We start from the raw sequence: 15,345 nt of genomic DNA on the forward strand, positions 1-15,345 counted from the left end.
ACACCAATGGTAGACTACACCACCCCCGTCACGACAGCGTTCGAGATGCAGCGCGCGACTATCAGCCAGAGCCAGAAGGCCCTCGAACAGAGCGTCGCCTTCCAGCACAACGTCAGCGAGGCCGTCATCGACAGCCTCGACACCCAGGAGTCGGCCCAGCGCCGCGGTGTCGAGCTCTCGAAGACCGCCTTCCACAGCTACCTCGACGCCATCGAGGCGACCATGCCCGGCATGGGCGGCACGCTCGAGGAGATGCGCAGCGCCGTCGACGAGCAGTACGACTTCCTGCTCGAGAACCACGCCGAGCTCTTCGACAACGTCGAGAGCGAGATGGTCGAAGGCGTCGAGGCCTACGACGAGATGACAGAAGAGTACGTCAACGCCGTCTCCGAGCAGGTCGAGATGCTCGTCGAGGCCCACGAGGAACTCGAGAGCCAGTCGGTCGAGGCCGCCGAGCAGTTCGGCGACCAGCTCGAAGAGGTCCAGGAGCAGGTCCAGGAAGTCCAGGCCCAGGTCGAAGAGGTCCAAGCCAAGGCCGCCGACGCCGTCGACGTCGAGGCGTAACGACGAACCAGCCGTTTTTTGTGCGCGTACGCGCCAAATCTAAACAATGAGTGACACAAATCAGATGCAAGACGAGTGGAGTGCGATGGTCGAAGAGATGAACGACGCGGTCGTCGATTCGATGGAGCAGAACATGAAGGCACAGGCCGCGTTCGTCGAGTCCTGGGCCGACGCCGTCGAGGAGAGCATGCCCGAACAGAACGAGGTCAGCGAGGGGCTCGAGGGGTACAACCGGGCCTACGAGGAGTGGATGGACGCCGCCGACCGGATGGTCGAGCGCTCGGCCGACGCGGCCCAGGGCGAGGACGTCGACCCCGCGGAGTTCCGCGACATCTGGCTCCAGTCGGCCAACGAGGCCTTCAAGCACGTGATGAGCACGTCCGCGTTCGCCGCGGCCAACGGCCAGCTCGTCGAGTCGATGATGGAGATGCAACAGCAGGCCGACGAGCTGAGTCAGGACACAATCTCGCAGCTGGGCTTCTCGACCCGCGAGGACGTCGACGAGGTCGCAGAACGCCTCGTCGAACTGGAACGGCGCCAGCACGCCGTCGAACAGAAGCTCGACCAGATACTCGAGCACCTGGAGTAGCATCATGTCGAGTGACCCAACCAACCCCTTCGCGGCGGCGCTCGACTGGCAGTCCAAGTCGCTCGACGCGATGCGCGATGCCGTCGAAACCAGCCAGATCGCCGACGAGCGCCTCGAACTGATGGAGTCCGTCGAGGTCGGTCAGACGCCCTCCGAGGTCGTCTACGAGGAGAACAAGCTGGAACTCCTCCACTACGACGCCGAGGCCGCCGGTATCGAGCTCGACGACGACGAGAAGGAGGATGTCCCCATCCTCATCGTCTACGCGCTCATCAACCGGCCGTACATCCTCGACCTACAGGAGGAACGGTCCGTGGTACGGCGCCTCCTGGAGGGCGGCCACGACGTCTATCTCATCGACTGGAACGAGCCCTCCCGACTCGACCAGCACCTGACGCTCGACGACTACGTCAGCCGGTACATGGACAACTGCGTGGACGTCGTCCGCGAGCGCTCGGGCCAGGACGCCATCAACATCCTCGGGTACTGCATGGGCGGGACCATGTCGGTGATGTACTCGGCGCTCCACCCCGAGAAGGTCAACACGCTCGGCCTGATGGCCGCCGGGCTCTGCTTCGACCATACCGGCGGCGTCCTAGAAGAGTGGGGCTCCGACGAGTACTACTCGCCGCGCGACGTCACCGAGACGTTCGGCAACGTCCCCGCCGAGATGCTGGACATCGGCTTCGCGCTGATGGACCCCGTCGACAACTACGTCACGAAGTACATCCGGTTCGCCGAGAACATGGAGAACGAGGACTTCGTCGAGAACTTCGGCCGGATGGAGAAGTGGCTCGGTGACGGCATCGACGTCGCCGGCGAGGCCTACGTCCAGTTCTTAGAGGACGTCTACCAGGACAACAAGCTCTACAAGAACGAGCTGGAGCTCGACGGTAAGCACGTCGACCTCGAGAATCTCACGATGCCGGTGCTCCAGCTCATGGGCGAGTACGACCACCTCATCCCGCCGGCGGCCTCGAAGCCCTTCACCGACGTCATCCCGAGCGAGGACACGCGGACCATCGAGTTCTCGACCGGCCACATCGGCCTGTCGGTGTCCTCCTCGACGCACGCCGACCTCTGGCCGGAGGTCGCCCAGTGGTACAGCGACCGCAACGACCAGAGCGAGGTCGACATCGAGGTCCAGTCGCCCGGGGACGCCGCCGAAGCGGCCGTCGAAGAGGTCGCCGAGGACGTCGAGACAGCCGACGAAGCGGACGCCGACGAACCGGCCGACGTCGAGAGCGTCAACGGTATCGGCCCGACGTACGCCGACCGACTCCGCGACGCCGGCATCGAAACCGTCGCGGACCTCGCGGAACGCGACGCCACCGAACTGGCCGAGATCACGAACGCCTCGCCCGCGCGGGTCGAGGAGTGGCTCGAACAGGTCTGACTGCGGACTATCTTTTTCTCGTCGTCAGTCGAAGCCCAGCCATGCGTCTCTCGGTCATCGGCGGGTCCGTGGTCACCGAAGCACAGTACGAACAGGCACGTCGGGTCGGCCAACTCATCGGCGAACGTGGCCACGAAGTCGTCTGTGGCGGTCTCTCGGGCGTGATGGAAGCCGTCTGCGAGGGGGCCAGCGAGGCCGGCGGCCACACCATCGGCATCGTGCCGGGCGACGACCGCCACGGTGCCAACGACTACGTCCAGACGACCATCGCCACGGGGATGGGGAACGCCCGGAACGTCCTCGTGGTGCTGAACGGTGACGCGGTTATCGCCGTCGACGGAAAGAGCGGGACGCTGTCGGAACTCGGACACGCGCTCGACTACGGACGCCCGGTCGCCGGACTCGGAACCCACCACGTCGAGGGACTGACCGGTATCGAGCACGTCGAGACACCCGAAGCGGCCCTGGAGTACGTCGAGTCGAGCGTCTGAATCCGGGTGGGTGAAACTGAGTTCATCCGTGACCGTTGCTCGCGGCCGGTCGTCGTTCGAGCGCGGTCAGGTCGAGCGCGCCGTCGAGGGAGACGCGCAGGCGTTCCCTACCGGCCGAGAACGGCACGACAACGTCCCAGGGATCCTCGCTGCAGACCGTGAGGGCACTCGGGTCACTGACGGCCTCGAACGCCCATGCCGGCGTCGTCCGGGGGTCGACCCCGTGGTCGTAGAGCCAGCCGACGACGGCCGGGTGGGACAACGGGACGACGCCCACTGGCGGGTAGTTGTAGAAACTGCACTGCTCGCAGTCAATAGCGACGGTGACGGGGTGGTCGTCGGTGTAATGAGTCGAGAGTTCGGGGCCGGTCGCCCGGGCAAGGCCGGCCCGGACGACGCCGGCACAGACCGGACAGACACCCGCGAGCGCGAACCGCCAGAACAACCGGGTCCGACGGTCGAAGGCGGCGACCACCGCCTCGTCGGAGCGGCCTTCGGTGCCACCAGGGTCAAACGGGAACGCCAGCACGACGTCCTCACAGTCGAGACAGCCGACGCGACCCAGGTGGTCCTCGTGGGTGAAGGTCAGCGGGTCACCACAGTGGACACAGGAGGTCTCGAGCGCGACCGGGTCGACGGTGGCGTTCTGGTGGAGGATGCCGCTACGGATGGCGTCGATGACCCGGTGACCGGGGTAGAGCAGTTCGTACTCGTCGTCGGTCCGCCCGACGAACCGGCCCACCAGTTTCGAGAGGTGATAGTTGAACTTGCCACTGTCTCGCTCGTCGACGCGGTCCTGCAGCGCCGAAAACGACAGCGCGTGGCCCTCAGCAGCCCAGAGACTGAACAGGATCTCCACGCGGAGTTCGTGGCTGAACAGGGCGAACGCTGCTGCTGGTGGGGAGTCGTGGTCGGGCCCACCGCCCTCGTCGGAGGACATGCGACGGGATTCGACCGCTTCGTGGAAAATTGCTGGGGCGACAGGGAAGAACATATCAGAAGTTCTACTTAAACACAGTTCTCAGAATATTTACAATAAATCGGGCCCTCCCACTCGAATGTACCAATGACAGAACCACCGACCGTCGTGGGGCTGAGCGGGAGCCTGCGCGACGACAGTGGTACGCGAATCGCCGTCGACCGCGCCCTCGCGGCTGCCGACGAGGCCGGTGCGACGACAGAACACATCGATCTCAGAGAGTGGGACCTGCCGCTGTACGACGCCGACGCGAACGAGGCGGGCGACGGGCCGGCGCTGGCCACACGCATCCGCGAGGCGGACGCTGCCGTCGTCGGGACGCCGATGTACCACGGGACCGTCGCGTCGCCACTGAAGACGGCGCTGGATTACTGCAGCATCGACGACGTCGAGGGTACCGCCGTCGGACTGGTTGCCGTCGCCGGTGGCGGGTTTCCAACGCCGGCGCTCGAACACCTCCGTGCGAGCCTCCTCGCGCTGAAGGCCCGGCCGCTGCCGACACAGGTCGCGATTCCTGACTCATGGAAGCAGTTCGAGGACGGCCAGGTCGTCGACGACGACGTCGCCGACCGGCTCGCGATGCTGGGTGAGGCGGTCACGGCGGAGATATCCGGCGAAGCGGGCCGGCGCGTCGCCGAAACTGTGACGCCAGCGGACGACTGAAACGCTCACTCGAACCAGTCGACGAAGCTCCCGTCGAGCAGCGTCTCGCGCTGGTTGCGGATGTACGCCGCCTGCATCCCCCAGATGGCCTCCGCGAGGGGGACGTTCTCCTCGACGCGGCGGCGGACGAAGTCGTGCTTCCAGCGCGCCGGGGTGAGCCGCCTGTCGACCCGCTCGCGGAGCGGGGCGATGTAGCCGTGGGCCTCCTCCGTCGAGAGCCCGCGCTGTTCGAGCCCCTCGCGGGCGTGTTCGAACAGTTCGCCGTACAGCTCGTCGGTGGCCGTCGTCGTCGTGCCGTCGGCAGTGATCCACTCGATGTCGGCCCGCAGGCCCTCCCGGGCGGCCGCGTAGAAGTTCTCCCGGGCCGTCTCCCAGTCCTGAGACTGTATCGGATGTTCGAGCCGCGGGAGGCTCTCCATCAGGCCCGCGAAGACGGCCATGCAGCCGACGGCGTCGTCGACGGTCGGCTGGGCCGGCAGCGGGCGGAACTCGATGCGGGCGTTGGCCGCCGAGCGCGTGGCCCCCTCGAAGACCGGGCGGACCCACCGCCAGTAGGAGCTTCGCTTGTGCTGGAAGTGGGCGAACGCGTCGTCGAAGCGCGTGCCGGCCTGCAGTTTCCGCGGGACGATGGTGTCGTCCTCGACGATGTCGTCGATGGCGGCCTCGACGCTCTCGTAGTCCGGCGGGAAACACACCTTGGGCTGTTTCGGGTCGTCCTCGTGGGGGTTCAACACCGACTCGAAGACGGCGATTCGGTTCTCCATGTGCGCGTCGGCGACGATCTCGGTGTCGGGCGCGTCGTCGTAGAGGTCCGGCGGGAAGAAGGGGGCGTTGACCGCCATCGCCAGCAGCGGCGCGGCGACCCGGATAGCGTAGCTGAAGTACTCCGGGAGGTCCGGCGCGTGGGGAATCTGGTAGTGTGGCTGCATCGAAGTGATGAGCGACTCGGGCATCACCGTCTCGGCTTCCAGCGAGACGTGGGGCGCCTGGACCTCGAACGCGGAGGGGTACTCGGTGTTGGCCATCGTGTGGTACCGCACCGAGTGCGACATGTTCGTCCCGATGCGGATACCGTCCTTCTCGACGCAGTCACAGAGGTAGTCGCGGCCGGTCTCGCCCTGTGGCGGGACCGTCCACATTCCGTCGGAGACCATCCGGATACCGTCGCGCTGGAGGCGGCGCTGGGCCGGTTTCAGCGACGCCTTCAGCTCGTTCTCCTGGGCCGCCAGCCCGTGGGAGTTCAGCGGCTGCGGGCTGGTCTGCATCTCCGCGTTGTGCAGCCCGAGCTCCTTCTCGAAGCCGATGAGCTCCAGCAACTGGCGGGGCACCCGCCGCAGGGCGTTGGTCGTGTCGTCGACGGCGTAGAGCTCCAGTTCGAGCCCGACGATGGCCTCGGAGTTGTCGAACGTCCCCGACCGGACCTCCGTCTTGAGCTGCTCGGCTTCCGTCCGGGCCCGGTCGCGGAACTCGTCGCCGCTGATCTCGAGTGCGGCGGCGACTTTCTCTGCCAGTTCAGAGGCCGACATAGCCGTCGGTTTGCGGGCGGGGGAGTTAAACGTGGTCCAGCGGTGACAGTCGAGTCTGGGGGGTCACAACAGCTCCCCGACGTCACTGCGCGTCTCCGCGAGCGGGTCGCACTCCCGGTCGGCCGCCAGCGCGCCCTCGACGGCGTCGCGCGCCTCGGGCACCGGGTCGTGGGTCTCGACGTAGGCCGCGAGCGCGAACTCCGAGTCGGTCGCACCGGAGAGCGTCAGCGCGTCGCTCCGGGCGAGGTCCCCGGCCAGCCAGTCAGCGACGACCTCGCGCCCGCGGGGGCCAAGCGGACAGACCTGTTCGCCCAGCAGATGGAGCGTCTTCGCGGCGGTGACCGGCGGGAGGCCGGCCGCGTGCCCGCTCGCCCCGACGCTCTTGCCGGCGGCGTAGGCCTCGACGACCGCCGCAGCCTCGCCCGGCGAGCAGGGAAGTCGCTCCGCGAACGGAGCGAGTCGCGCTTCGAGCGGCGTGTCCGTCTCGTCGACGGTGGCGACGCCGGTCTCGCGCTGTGACTCGGTCACCTCGAGGCCCGCGGCGATGTCGGCTAACCCCATTATTCCCAGTTTTTCTCTCTTCGAATTTAAACGTGGTGGACTGCGAATAGAAATTGGGAACGGGCGGCACGAGAACCGACCGGTAACCGGTCGGTAGATTCAGCCGGTTCGGGCCGGAGACGCGGCGCTGCGTCGGTTTTTTAACCCTCCCTCGGAGCGTAGGTCGAGGTACGATGAGCGCAACGACAGGACGTTGCCCGGAGTGTCAGTGCAGGGTCGAACAGGACGGTCACGAGGCAGTCTGTGCCGAGTGCGGCCTGGTGGTGAGCGAGGACGCCATCGACCGCGGTCCGGAGTGGCGGTCCTTCGAGGACGACGAGACCGAGCGCGCACGAACCGGTGCGCCGCTTATTCGACCATGCAGTGAACGGTTCGTAACCACGCCCCGATGCCGTGCCGTATAGCAGTTTTCACCGCTAGATACGGGTAAATATCGAACGGGGAAACTGAGTTCGGTCGCGGCGTGAACGCGGGGGCGCGCCGTCATGGGCTTTGCAATAACTAATTCTAGTTTCCTAGATAAATATCTTCTCCCGCTCAGAGTCCGTCGAAATTGATAAGCAACCGAAATATGAATGACCTGCTATGTCGGATGACATCGAGTTCTCAGACGAGTTCGTGGAGAACTTTCTAGAGAACGTCTTTGACCTATGGTTTGACGATGCTCTTGAGGAGAAAGGGCTAGGCCGTGAGGATTTCAGAAAGGGGCAAGTGTTCTTGAAAAGTCCCTTTGCACTTTCGCAGTTCGAGGACCTGGAATCAGACGACTCAGACGTTGAGGTGCGGATTAACGATGATGCAGAGGTGAAGTTAATAGCCGAGATAGACACGGATAGAGACTATATCGAGGAAGGGGACCCAATCTATGCAGAGGAAATAGAGGGCTTTGAGGAGGTCCTACTAGATGAGGACAAAGAGGACTACGGCCACGTAACGGTGGCTAAAATGGAAGGGTTCGGTTGGTATTTCAACTTCGACCTTAGATATAATCGCTCGTATCAAGCGCCGTTAACTGATGCCGCAGATGAGTTCATCGACACAGCAGAGTATGCCAAAGAGAACGAAAAATGGCGTGCGTTCGTTGAAAACGCCTTCCACGCGGCGGAGCGCATGATGAAGATTGACGTGATTTTCATGGGGTGGTCCGCCGAGGGGCACGGGGACGTGCAAGCCCGATATTCCGACCTGGTTAACATGGGAATAGGGAATCCCGACCTATACGACGTATTCAACCAACTCAAGGGCAAATACCGATTCTCCGCCAGTTACGTTGACCCTCGCGGTGATGTAGATGAAAGAGAGTTTGATTTCAATGAGGAGGATGCAGAGGAGTTCCTATCCGTCATCAAGGAACATCGGGAGTCTCTGGAGGAGGAGGAAGAATAGACGCACCCCCTTTATCCGTGGTGCTAGACGTGATGACCACTGAGGGCGCGGGAGGTATGTTTGAGGCCGATGACTGCGCCCGCCGTCATTCGGCATCCTCGGGACGTGTTGGGGCGTTCCGTGCTCATGTCTGAGTTCGCAGTTGCAATCTCATGGTTCCGTCCGCCCGCACACACTTTTCTCGCGACGGATTTTTCAACTTCAATCGACGGAGCAACGGCTATCACGTTTTGAATGCATGAAAACCATCCACCTTCGTGACCCATCAATGGCCCTCACTCTCACCGCAGTAATCCACCGCTCCGCCGCCACACGGCACTACCTCACCGCACCGCCCCCCTATGATAGTAACACGTCTACTATGGTACTTAAATGAAGTAAGAGGCTATCCCCCGCCGCCTCAGATGAAGTCCTCTAGTCCTGCGGGGGCCTCCTCCTCATAGTCCGCGAGGAGTGTCTGATTGCGACCGACGGCGGTCGATTTCTCCCGACCAACTCGCACCTCCACGTCTTTGCGGTCCATAGCCTCTTGCACGGATTGCTGAGTGATGCGGAACGCTCGTCCTATCTCTGCCTGCGACATCTTCTTTTCGTGGTGGAGAAAGTGCAATACTGCGGGGTCCCACCACGGCTTATCCAGTTCGACCAGGCGACGTAAGATTTCGTCGTGAGCGATTCGGATATTCCAACGGTGGTCTTCGTTGGTGTACGGCTCACTCATCGTCATCACCGCCCCAGTGAACCGCACGGGCGTTATCCACGGAGAATCTGTACTCCTCCGCGAGTTCGACCACTGCGGGGTCATCGACTAACCGCCGCTCAAGAATCGTCGCCACGGGGCCGTCATCGTCCACCAGTGCCGCCAGGTTATCGAGCGTGCGCCCTACGTCCTCGGGGTCATCGAGCGCATCGAGACGGCGCAGTGCGCCACTGAGCGGCTCATCGACCGCCTCACTCGCTTGCACTAACCGCGTTGCGACGTGTGCATCACGGGCCACGATTGCCGCTCCAGTGATGACCTTCTCCAGAGAGTGGCCCGTGCAATCGGTCGATGCAACGAGTTTTCGCGCCTCGTTGCGGGTCGCACTGCGGACGTTGAGGCGGTCGCACACCGTGTCCGCACGGTGCATCTTGAATATGTGCTCCGTGCGTCCATCCGTATCGCAGGCACGGTTGCGGATTTTCCGCGCTTCCTCATCGTTATACTCGCGTCCGTCGTACTTTATCCAGCCTTCATCGACCTTGCGGAGCCGCCGCCACTTCGACGTATTGCAGTCTTTGGCGGCTATCTGCCCGCCTAATCCGTCATCCTCGGGGTCGTCTCGGCGTAGGTCGAACGCTTGCGCGTCCCACTGCCCATCCGACCAACCACGGTCGGTATCCTCGGGTTCTCTCGATAGTCGGTACTCCTCGGAATGATAACTTTGCGTACTCATAGTTCAGGTTCCGTCCTCCCCCGTTGGGGCGGGGGTTCGCTACGCTCGCGCTTGGGACCGCTAATGCTCCGCCAAGAGCCAAACCACACCGAGTTAGTTTTCTACCCGCCGAAATCTTCGACCGCGACGTTGAGGCCGCCCGAACTACTGCGGTCCTCCTCATCGAGTTGCGAGAAGGTCGCACCGCCGAGCCGCACGTCCTTTGAGTTCATCGGGTCGATGCCTTCGGGGTCCGCACTACTGATAAGGGCGACATCCTCCAACGCGGTGCGAATCTCCCGCTCAGTGACTCGCCACGGGGACTTATCCCCGCTCCGTCCCGCGTTCATGCCGTCCTCAAGGATTTCCTTAATTTCCGAGATTCCGCATCCACATCGGATATAAAGGTGCTCAAGGAGCCGTGCATCCGTGTAGACGGGGGAGCGTAGGTGCTCCACCTCGATGACCCCGTGAAGGGGGACCTCGATTACCCCCTCATGCTCCACTGCAGGGGCATCGAACGAACCGCCCGCGTTCGGCTCCTCCAAGTCGTGGAGTTCGAGGGCCGTGCGGACCTTGCCCGCATCCGCATCGAGTTCCGCCGCAAGGTCCTCCACGGACCCAACGAGTTCGTGGTCCGCCAGTGCCGCCACGTCCGCCCCCGAATCGGGCGTGAGGGGGTCATCGGGATACTCACCGTACTCCTTATCGAGGAGCGGTAGGCCCTCCTCGAATCCGACCGCCTCCTCGGGTTCGAGGAACGCATCCACCTCCTCGGGGCGGGCCACGAGAGGACCGCCGTCTCTCGTAGCCTTTGCCTCTCGAATCGCCTCAGTGTCCATATGCGTGGTCATGCTCAGTTACCTCCGTATGCGGAACGCGGGACGGCGTACCACACTGCCGCGTGCTCCACGTCCGCCGCCAAGACTTGCGCCCCGTCCTCGATTTCGCTCGCGCCGATGCTCGTGGAGAGGAGGACGTACTCTGCGAGTTCGCCACTCCCGACCACGGTCATCTCGAATCGAGTTCCGCTTGCCGCTCCTCGATAGTCGTGCCAGGAATCAACGCGCCCGACCGTCTCGGGCAACTCCACCACGTCGCCCTCCTCGGGCATCTCGATGGGGACCGCTCGAATCTCACTCATCAGAAATTCACCCCGCCATCATCGTGCGATTCGCCAACCTCCTCCGCAACGAGGTTGCGGCACGCTACCTCAATGACGTGGCCCAATGCCACCGACTCGTCGCCGAATACCGCGTTTCTCGTAGCCTTTGCCGTCGCCAGTTCGTCCGTACTCAGACGGACACGCTTTTTTCGTGTCATAACTAGTAGTAATCTCTTCAGTTGAGGTCACGTCGAACACGGCTTATAAGTACCACGCCCGTTCACCGCACCCCCTACTTACTGCGTAATTAGAGTGAGAGACGGCCAATTTCGGGCGTCTTGGCGAGTGGTCCTAATTCCACTCGCGTTCAACGCTTCCCCTCTATTTCCATCGTAGTCAGAGTGAGGCATTTAAAGAGAATCAGCAGGATTGCTCTCGGCTCAAATTGATTTGACTGCCCGCTACTCCGTCACGACTCGTAGGCGGTGGGGGAGGGTGTTTATTAGTCGTAATAGATGTGTAGATAAGTAAGGACCAGGCGGGGCGGTGAGGTAGTGCCGTGTGGCGGCGGAGCGGGAGACTGAGGGCCGTTGATGCGGGCCAGAGTCGTTTATCCGTGGTCATCGACGTGACGTTACACGAGAGAATGACCGAAATCCCCGCGCTCAAGATTCAACTCCCCAGTCCGTGGTGGTTCGGGCGAAACTCGTATCACGATGGATGGGGGGAGACGTGTGACGAAATCGGCCCGCAACGACCCTCACACCCCGTTAGAACGGCGAATTAATCCACTTATTGACCAAACATGACCACTGAATGTCCGACGTGCGGTAAGGAATACGAACGAATCGCTCAGCACTACGCTTTCAACGAGGACCACCGCCCCACGTTGAGTGATGACCAACTCGATGCGGTGCGGTTCCTCCTTCTCGATGGGGCCAACGTCGATGCGGACGGGTCACATCACGCATTAGCGGCCTATTCGACCGACGTGGAGTTTCTGAAAGCGGCGGCGGCCCGTCTCGGGGACCTGGTTACGAGTCTCCGTCTCGAAGCGACGGCGGCGGAGCAGGCAGAGCACCTGGTGGCTAAGTACCCCGACATGGACATCACGGCGGAGCAGTGTTCCGACCTATACGCGCTCCGTACCATGCCGCATCCCCGTCTCGATGCCTACGAGGGTGGGGATGACGTTACGGAGTTGACCCCCAACGTCGTGGCGTGGCTTATCGAGTTCCACGGCGGCTATCACGGCTCCGCTATTCTCCCGTCGCTCCACCTCGATACGAGGGATACGGGAGTGAGCGGGGACCATCTCCGCTGCCTCTTACACGATTACGGGATTCAAACGGGGCGGCTCACTGAGGGCGACGACGGGCCGTTTTTCGTCCCGTCGCACCGTGAGGGGGTCGTCTCGGTCCCCAAGAAGGGCATCGACCAACTGCGAGACGTGTTCGGCATCGACATCACGCCCGCAGAGGACCAACGGAACCACGTCGTTGCATAGTCCCTCCTGCATCGAAGGCAGAATCACGGATAGCAGGGTTGAGGCGGTCAGAATCCCGATTAGAGGCGGGTCGTTCGGCTCCTCGAACGTGGCGAATCGAGGAGGGTGATATGTCTCAAGGTAATGCAGGCCCCACAGATGCGGCAACATCATCCGCGTAACCGAACGAGTTGCATCGGAACTCGGTCGTACTCCCCGCACCGTACCCCGTCAAGATTAGCGAGCGGACGGGTCCCATACGCGGGTTTGGTTGGGGTGGATTCACGCCCGCCAGGTGAATCAAATTTATCCAGTGAGTAATCTAATGGTGTCTGAATAGTGAATTAATATTATATGCTAATCGACTTACTTCCCACGTCGCTCGCGGCTCTCATTCCCGAACTCTCCTTACTCCTCATCGGGTACGTGGTTGAGAAGCACTACGTGAGTCGTGTGACGTGCTTCACGAACGTACTGGCCCTTAACGTCCATTTCCTCACTATCGGAGAGTCGGGGCTATGGCTTGGGCTATATGCTGACCTTGGTTTGGCCCTCGGGGCGTGGGGTTTCCTCCATTACATGAAGCAAGAAAGCCTCAGCAGGGACTACTATCAAATATCACATATTTTCTACTCATCCATCGTCGTGGGGGCGATTATCCTATACCCGCATATCAAGTGGATTTTCTCTGCTATTCTCGGAGACGGTTTTCTTCCCACGATAGTAGTGGTAGGTATAATATGGCTCATCAACCTCGCATTATTGGATAAAGAAGACCGACTTCATTACCAACTCGCACGTGACTATAGAGTCAACAAATTTATCGTAAATAGTCCTGAAATCAGATTCAATCTTGGTGAAGGCCGCTTTACCCAGTGGCGACGGTTAGACCATTGGTTTGATGTCGAGTAGCACCTCCCTTAAAAAGTCAGTTAAACGCATCAACGAATCTTCTCTTAAACTCCTTCATTGCTTTCTGAGTATAGTAGTATGCGTATATCGCATCAAGTTCAGTTGCTCGCCGCCCTTCGTGTATCAACTCATTGCGCGTATCTCGGCAGTGGGTATACCATAGGTCCCATTCTGGAGTATCTTTTATATCTACGCCAACATCTGACTCAATCATGTCGTATATTCCTTTGATATGATGATATTGGTCATTGCCTGAGTGCCACATTCTGTCCTCGGCTTCTCGTTCCGTCTTTCCCTGCGCTCTCAGCATCTTGGTATATTCTCTGCGGGTCCAAAACTCAAACAACTGATTGGAATTATATACGGCAATAGTATACTCTCCCAGGTCCATTTTATCCCGTATATCAAGGTCGAGTTGACGAGAAATCGTCACGTCATTCTCCTCCTGGAGGCTTTTTCTCAACTGTCCGTCCTCATGCGGACTGATAGTTCCCATCTGCAACATCCCCCCTGTGAGGCCAATACTCGTCTCATCAATAACCTCACCCCCTTCGACCTTCCTAATCGTGAAATTCACTATTTCGTTCGGAATGACCGCGCGCATCCAATAACTTTCAGTCACCACTTTATAACACTCAATAAATCGGTTATAAAAATCAATAGAATCCTCAATCAGACGTTTGTGCAATCCTGCTGATTTTGACCCAAACATCACGGCCTCGTACACTGGTTCCTCTATATCGTCGGGCAGGGAGGAAATATAGTCTTCTGAGAAGTGAATCTGTACTTTCTGATTCAATAATAAACCGTGTCGGTCCCGAGGAAAACTAGCCGCTCCATCACCTTCGAACGCGCTTCTTCCTCCTTCTGATTCTCCTAAGCGGAGTTCGGCTTCAATTTCATCCAGAACTACTGAATATGCGGCATCTCGGTGTTCCTCATCCATCGACGTGGGAACTCTGAATGAGTACGGGCCAGTGAACTCAACGACGTATTTCTCAGGATGTGTCACCTCCTGCATCTCATATGGAGGGTCTAAAGATGGTCCGTCGCCAGTCATGTTAGATAGATACGAGAAAAGCGCACAAAAGCGTTCTGCGGCGAAATCTACTTCTCCAAAGTCCAAATCAGATATTCTCTACGTACTCCCGACGGCGGTTCATCTTGCCCTCCTTTGAGGCCGCATCGTAATGCGCATCAATCACATCGGGAGACACGTCCATGCGGTCGCTCACTGCAACCTTCGGAACGTCGCTATCGAGGTGATGCGTGATTGAGCCACGGCGGATAGGATGTGCGCTCACCGCATCGGGGCACTGAGAGGCCTTATCGTAGTCCGTCCGCGCCTCGCAGTCCATCGGGTCCTTATCGTGGGGGCACTCCCCTGCATAGATGCAGGGGCGAGTGAGGCGGTATGCAGTCCGCCGAATCGTGACCTTCCCCATCCGCCCGTTCTTGGTCGTAATGAGGGGGTCGCGGCCATGCTCATCGGTCGTGTTATCCCGCTTGCGTTCGAGGTAATCATCTACCACCTCGCACTCCGCCTCACCGAGGGCTATCATGCGCTCCCCCGCCTCCTTATTCTTGAGCGGGGTCCCCGTCTCGGGGCGGTGGACCAACTCCAACGCCCCTTTCCGTGGGTAGTAGTCCTCAACATCGAGGGCGCGGAGGCCGCCCGTCCGCACCCCCGTTTTCCAGAGGATGAGGAACGCCACATGGTCGCGTGAGGCGTACTCGAACTGTTCCAAGAAATCGAGGATGGAACGGGCGCGTTCGGCGGAGAGGGATTCGTCCCGCCGATTCTCGTACTTATCGAGGGACGGGAGTAGGACCTTCTCGTGAAGGTTCGAGCGGACCGCATCAATCTTCCCGCAAAAGTCGATGAAGTGGCGGATGTTGGACATCTGCGAGCGGAGAGTGACATTATTCAGGTCCCCGTCCTCCCGCCGCCACTTGCGATAATTCATCAAGTCGCGGCCATCGAGGACGTTCATGTTCTCGATGTTCTCCTCTCCGCACCACCGAACGAAGTGGCGTAGTTGGTACTCGCGGGTTTGCACCGTGGTATCGGCCTTCTCGGTTTCGATTGCTTCAAGGTACTGTGCTTTCGCTTCTGCTGGCGCGATGGGCTTTAGGTCCGACATGGTTGGATTCTGCAAAGCCCGTGAGACGCGCCGATTCGCGGTCTGGTTTCTTGCGGCGTGGGTATTTGCCATATAGTGTCATGGTCACGGCTATTGGTTTGGATACTCAACGGAGCAATTCCATACCC

17 protein-coding genes and 1 pseudogene are annotated in these 15,345 nt (G+C 60.7%); 9 read left to right on the plus strand and 9 right to left on the minus strand.

Translation table 11 applies throughout. From position 1 onward, the window contains the following. The first annotated feature begins 6 nt into the window (after nucleotides 1-6). From P1L41_RS03170 to P1L41_RS03185, 4 genes and pseudogenes are all read left to right on the plus strand, one after another. Nucleotides 7-564, plus strand: a complete 558-nt coding sequence (locus P1L41_RS03170; protein WP_276297423.1) for a hypothetical protein — start codon at nucleotides 7-9, stop codon at nucleotides 562-564. Nucleotides 565-610: 46 nt separating this feature from the next. Next, the gene (locus tag P1L41_RS03175; protein WP_276297424.1) at nucleotides 611-1,153 is read left to right on the plus strand and encodes a poly(R)-hydroxyalkanoic acid synthase subunit PhaE; all 543 of its coding nucleotides are present in this window, start codon (nucleotides 611-613) and stop codon (nucleotides 1,151-1,153) included. Then, nucleotides 1,125-2,549: pseudogene (phaC, locus tag P1L41_RS03180) on the plus strand (class III poly(R)-hydroxyalkanoic acid synthase subunit PhaC); the annotation flags it as partial. The gene P1L41_RS03175 and the pseudogene phaC, both read left to right, overlap by 29 nt. 41 nt (nucleotides 2,550-2,590) lie before the next feature. Continuing rightward, a complete protein-coding gene (locus tag P1L41_RS03185) occupies nucleotides 2,591-3,040 on the plus strand; it encodes a TIGR00725 family protein (RefSeq protein ID WP_276297425.1) in 450 nt (149 codons plus the stop codon). Nucleotides 3,041-3,062: 22 nt separating this feature from the next. Here the strand turns inward: P1L41_RS03185 and P1L41_RS03190 are convergent, their stop codons facing one another. After that, entirely contained in the window at nucleotides 3,063-3,980 is a 918-nt protein-coding gene (locus P1L41_RS03190) for a DUF7351 domain-containing protein (RefSeq protein WP_276297426.1), read from the minus strand. Between the two features lie 126 nt (nucleotides 3,981-4,106). On the opposite strand from P1L41_RS03190, the gene P1L41_RS03195 reads away from it, so the two are divergent. After that, nucleotides 4,107-4,682 (plus strand): NADPH-dependent FMN reductase, encoded by a 576-nt coding sequence (locus P1L41_RS03195; RefSeq protein WP_276297427.1) that lies wholly within the window; start codon nucleotides 4,107-4,109, stop codon nucleotides 4,680-4,682. A gap of 5 nt (nucleotides 4,683-4,687) precedes the next feature. Here the strand turns inward: P1L41_RS03195 and P1L41_RS03200 are convergent, their stop codons facing one another. Both P1L41_RS03200 and P1L41_RS03205 read right to left on the minus strand, forming a co-directional pair. Then, nucleotides 4,688-6,208: a glutamate-cysteine ligase family protein gene (locus P1L41_RS03200; protein ID WP_276297428.1), complete on the minus strand. Its 1,521-nt coding sequence runs from the start codon at nucleotides 6,206-6,208 to the stop codon at nucleotides 4,688-4,690. A 63-nt stretch (nucleotides 6,209-6,271) separates the two neighbouring features. Then, nucleotides 6,272-6,769: a DUF7858 family protein gene (locus P1L41_RS03205; RefSeq protein ID WP_276297429.1), complete on the minus strand. Its 498-nt coding sequence runs from the start codon at nucleotides 6,767-6,769 to the stop codon at nucleotides 6,272-6,274. A gap of 173 nt (nucleotides 6,770-6,942) precedes the next feature. On the opposite strand from P1L41_RS03205, the gene P1L41_RS03210 reads away from it, so the two are divergent. Both P1L41_RS03210 and P1L41_RS03215 read left to right on the plus strand, forming a co-directional pair. Further along, entirely contained in the window at nucleotides 6,943-7,173 is a 231-nt protein-coding gene (locus tag P1L41_RS03210) for a TFIIB-type zinc ribbon-containing protein (RefSeq protein WP_276297430.1), read from the plus strand. Nucleotides 7,174-7,354: 181 nt separating this feature from the next. Further along, entirely contained in the window at nucleotides 7,355-8,155 is an 801-nt protein-coding gene (locus tag P1L41_RS03215) for a hypothetical protein (protein WP_276297431.1), read from the plus strand. 400 nt (nucleotides 8,156-8,555) lie between these two features. Here the strand turns inward: P1L41_RS03215 and P1L41_RS03220 are convergent, their stop codons facing one another. From P1L41_RS03220 to P1L41_RS03235, 4 genes are all read right to left on the minus strand, one after another. Further along, nucleotides 8,556-8,876, minus strand: coding sequence for a MarR family transcriptional regulator (locus tag P1L41_RS03220; RefSeq protein WP_276297432.1), 321 nt, complete (start codon nucleotides 8,874-8,876; stop codon nucleotides 8,556-8,558). Next, nucleotides 8,869-9,591, minus strand: a complete 723-nt coding sequence (locus P1L41_RS03225) for a hypothetical protein (RefSeq protein ID WP_276297433.1) — start codon at nucleotides 9,589-9,591, stop codon at nucleotides 8,869-8,871. Before P1L41_RS03225 ends, P1L41_RS03220 begins: the two co-directional genes overlap by 8 nt. Before the next feature lie 101 nt (nucleotides 9,592-9,692). Further along, nucleotides 9,693-10,424: a hypothetical protein gene (locus P1L41_RS03230; RefSeq protein ID WP_276297434.1), complete on the minus strand. Its 732-nt coding sequence runs from the start codon at nucleotides 10,422-10,424 to the stop codon at nucleotides 9,693-9,695. A 2-nt stretch (nucleotides 10,425-10,426) separates the two neighbouring features. Then, on the minus strand, nucleotides 10,427-10,714 hold the full coding sequence (locus tag P1L41_RS03235; protein WP_276297435.1) for a hypothetical protein: 288 nt from the start codon (nucleotides 10,712-10,714) through the stop codon (nucleotides 10,427-10,429). A gap of 766 nt (nucleotides 10,715-11,480) precedes the next feature. Here P1L41_RS03235 and P1L41_RS03240 point away from each other — a divergent pair. Then, nucleotides 11,481-12,182 (plus strand): hypothetical protein, encoded by a 702-nt coding sequence (locus P1L41_RS03240; RefSeq protein WP_276297437.1) that lies wholly within the window; start codon nucleotides 11,481-11,483, stop codon nucleotides 12,180-12,182. Nucleotides 12,183-12,515: 333 nt separating this feature from the next. Next, a complete protein-coding gene (locus tag P1L41_RS03245) occupies nucleotides 12,516-13,073 on the plus strand; it encodes a hypothetical protein (protein WP_276297438.1) in 558 nt (185 codons plus the stop codon). A 16-nt stretch (nucleotides 13,074-13,089) separates the two neighbouring features. On the opposite strand, the gene P1L41_RS03250 is transcribed toward P1L41_RS03245, so the two are convergent. Together P1L41_RS03250 and P1L41_RS03255 are read right to left on the minus strand one after the other, a co-directional pair. Then, entirely contained in the window at nucleotides 13,090-14,133 is a 1,044-nt protein-coding gene (locus P1L41_RS03250; RefSeq protein WP_276297439.1) for a hypothetical protein, read from the minus strand. 67 nt (nucleotides 14,134-14,200) lie between these two features. Continuing rightward, the gene (locus P1L41_RS03255) at nucleotides 14,201-15,217 is read right to left on the minus strand and encodes a tyrosine-type recombinase/integrase (protein ID WP_276297440.1); all 1,017 of its coding nucleotides are present in this window, start codon (nucleotides 15,215-15,217) and stop codon (nucleotides 14,201-14,203) included. Between the last annotated feature and the right edge of the window lie 128 nt (nucleotides 15,218-15,345).

Origin of the sequence: Haloarcula ordinaria (assembly GCF_029338275.1) — an archaeon.
In the GTDB taxonomy this organism is placed as follows: Archaea; Halobacteriota; Halobacteria; order Halobacteriales; family Haloarculaceae; genus Haloarcula; species Haloarcula ordinaria.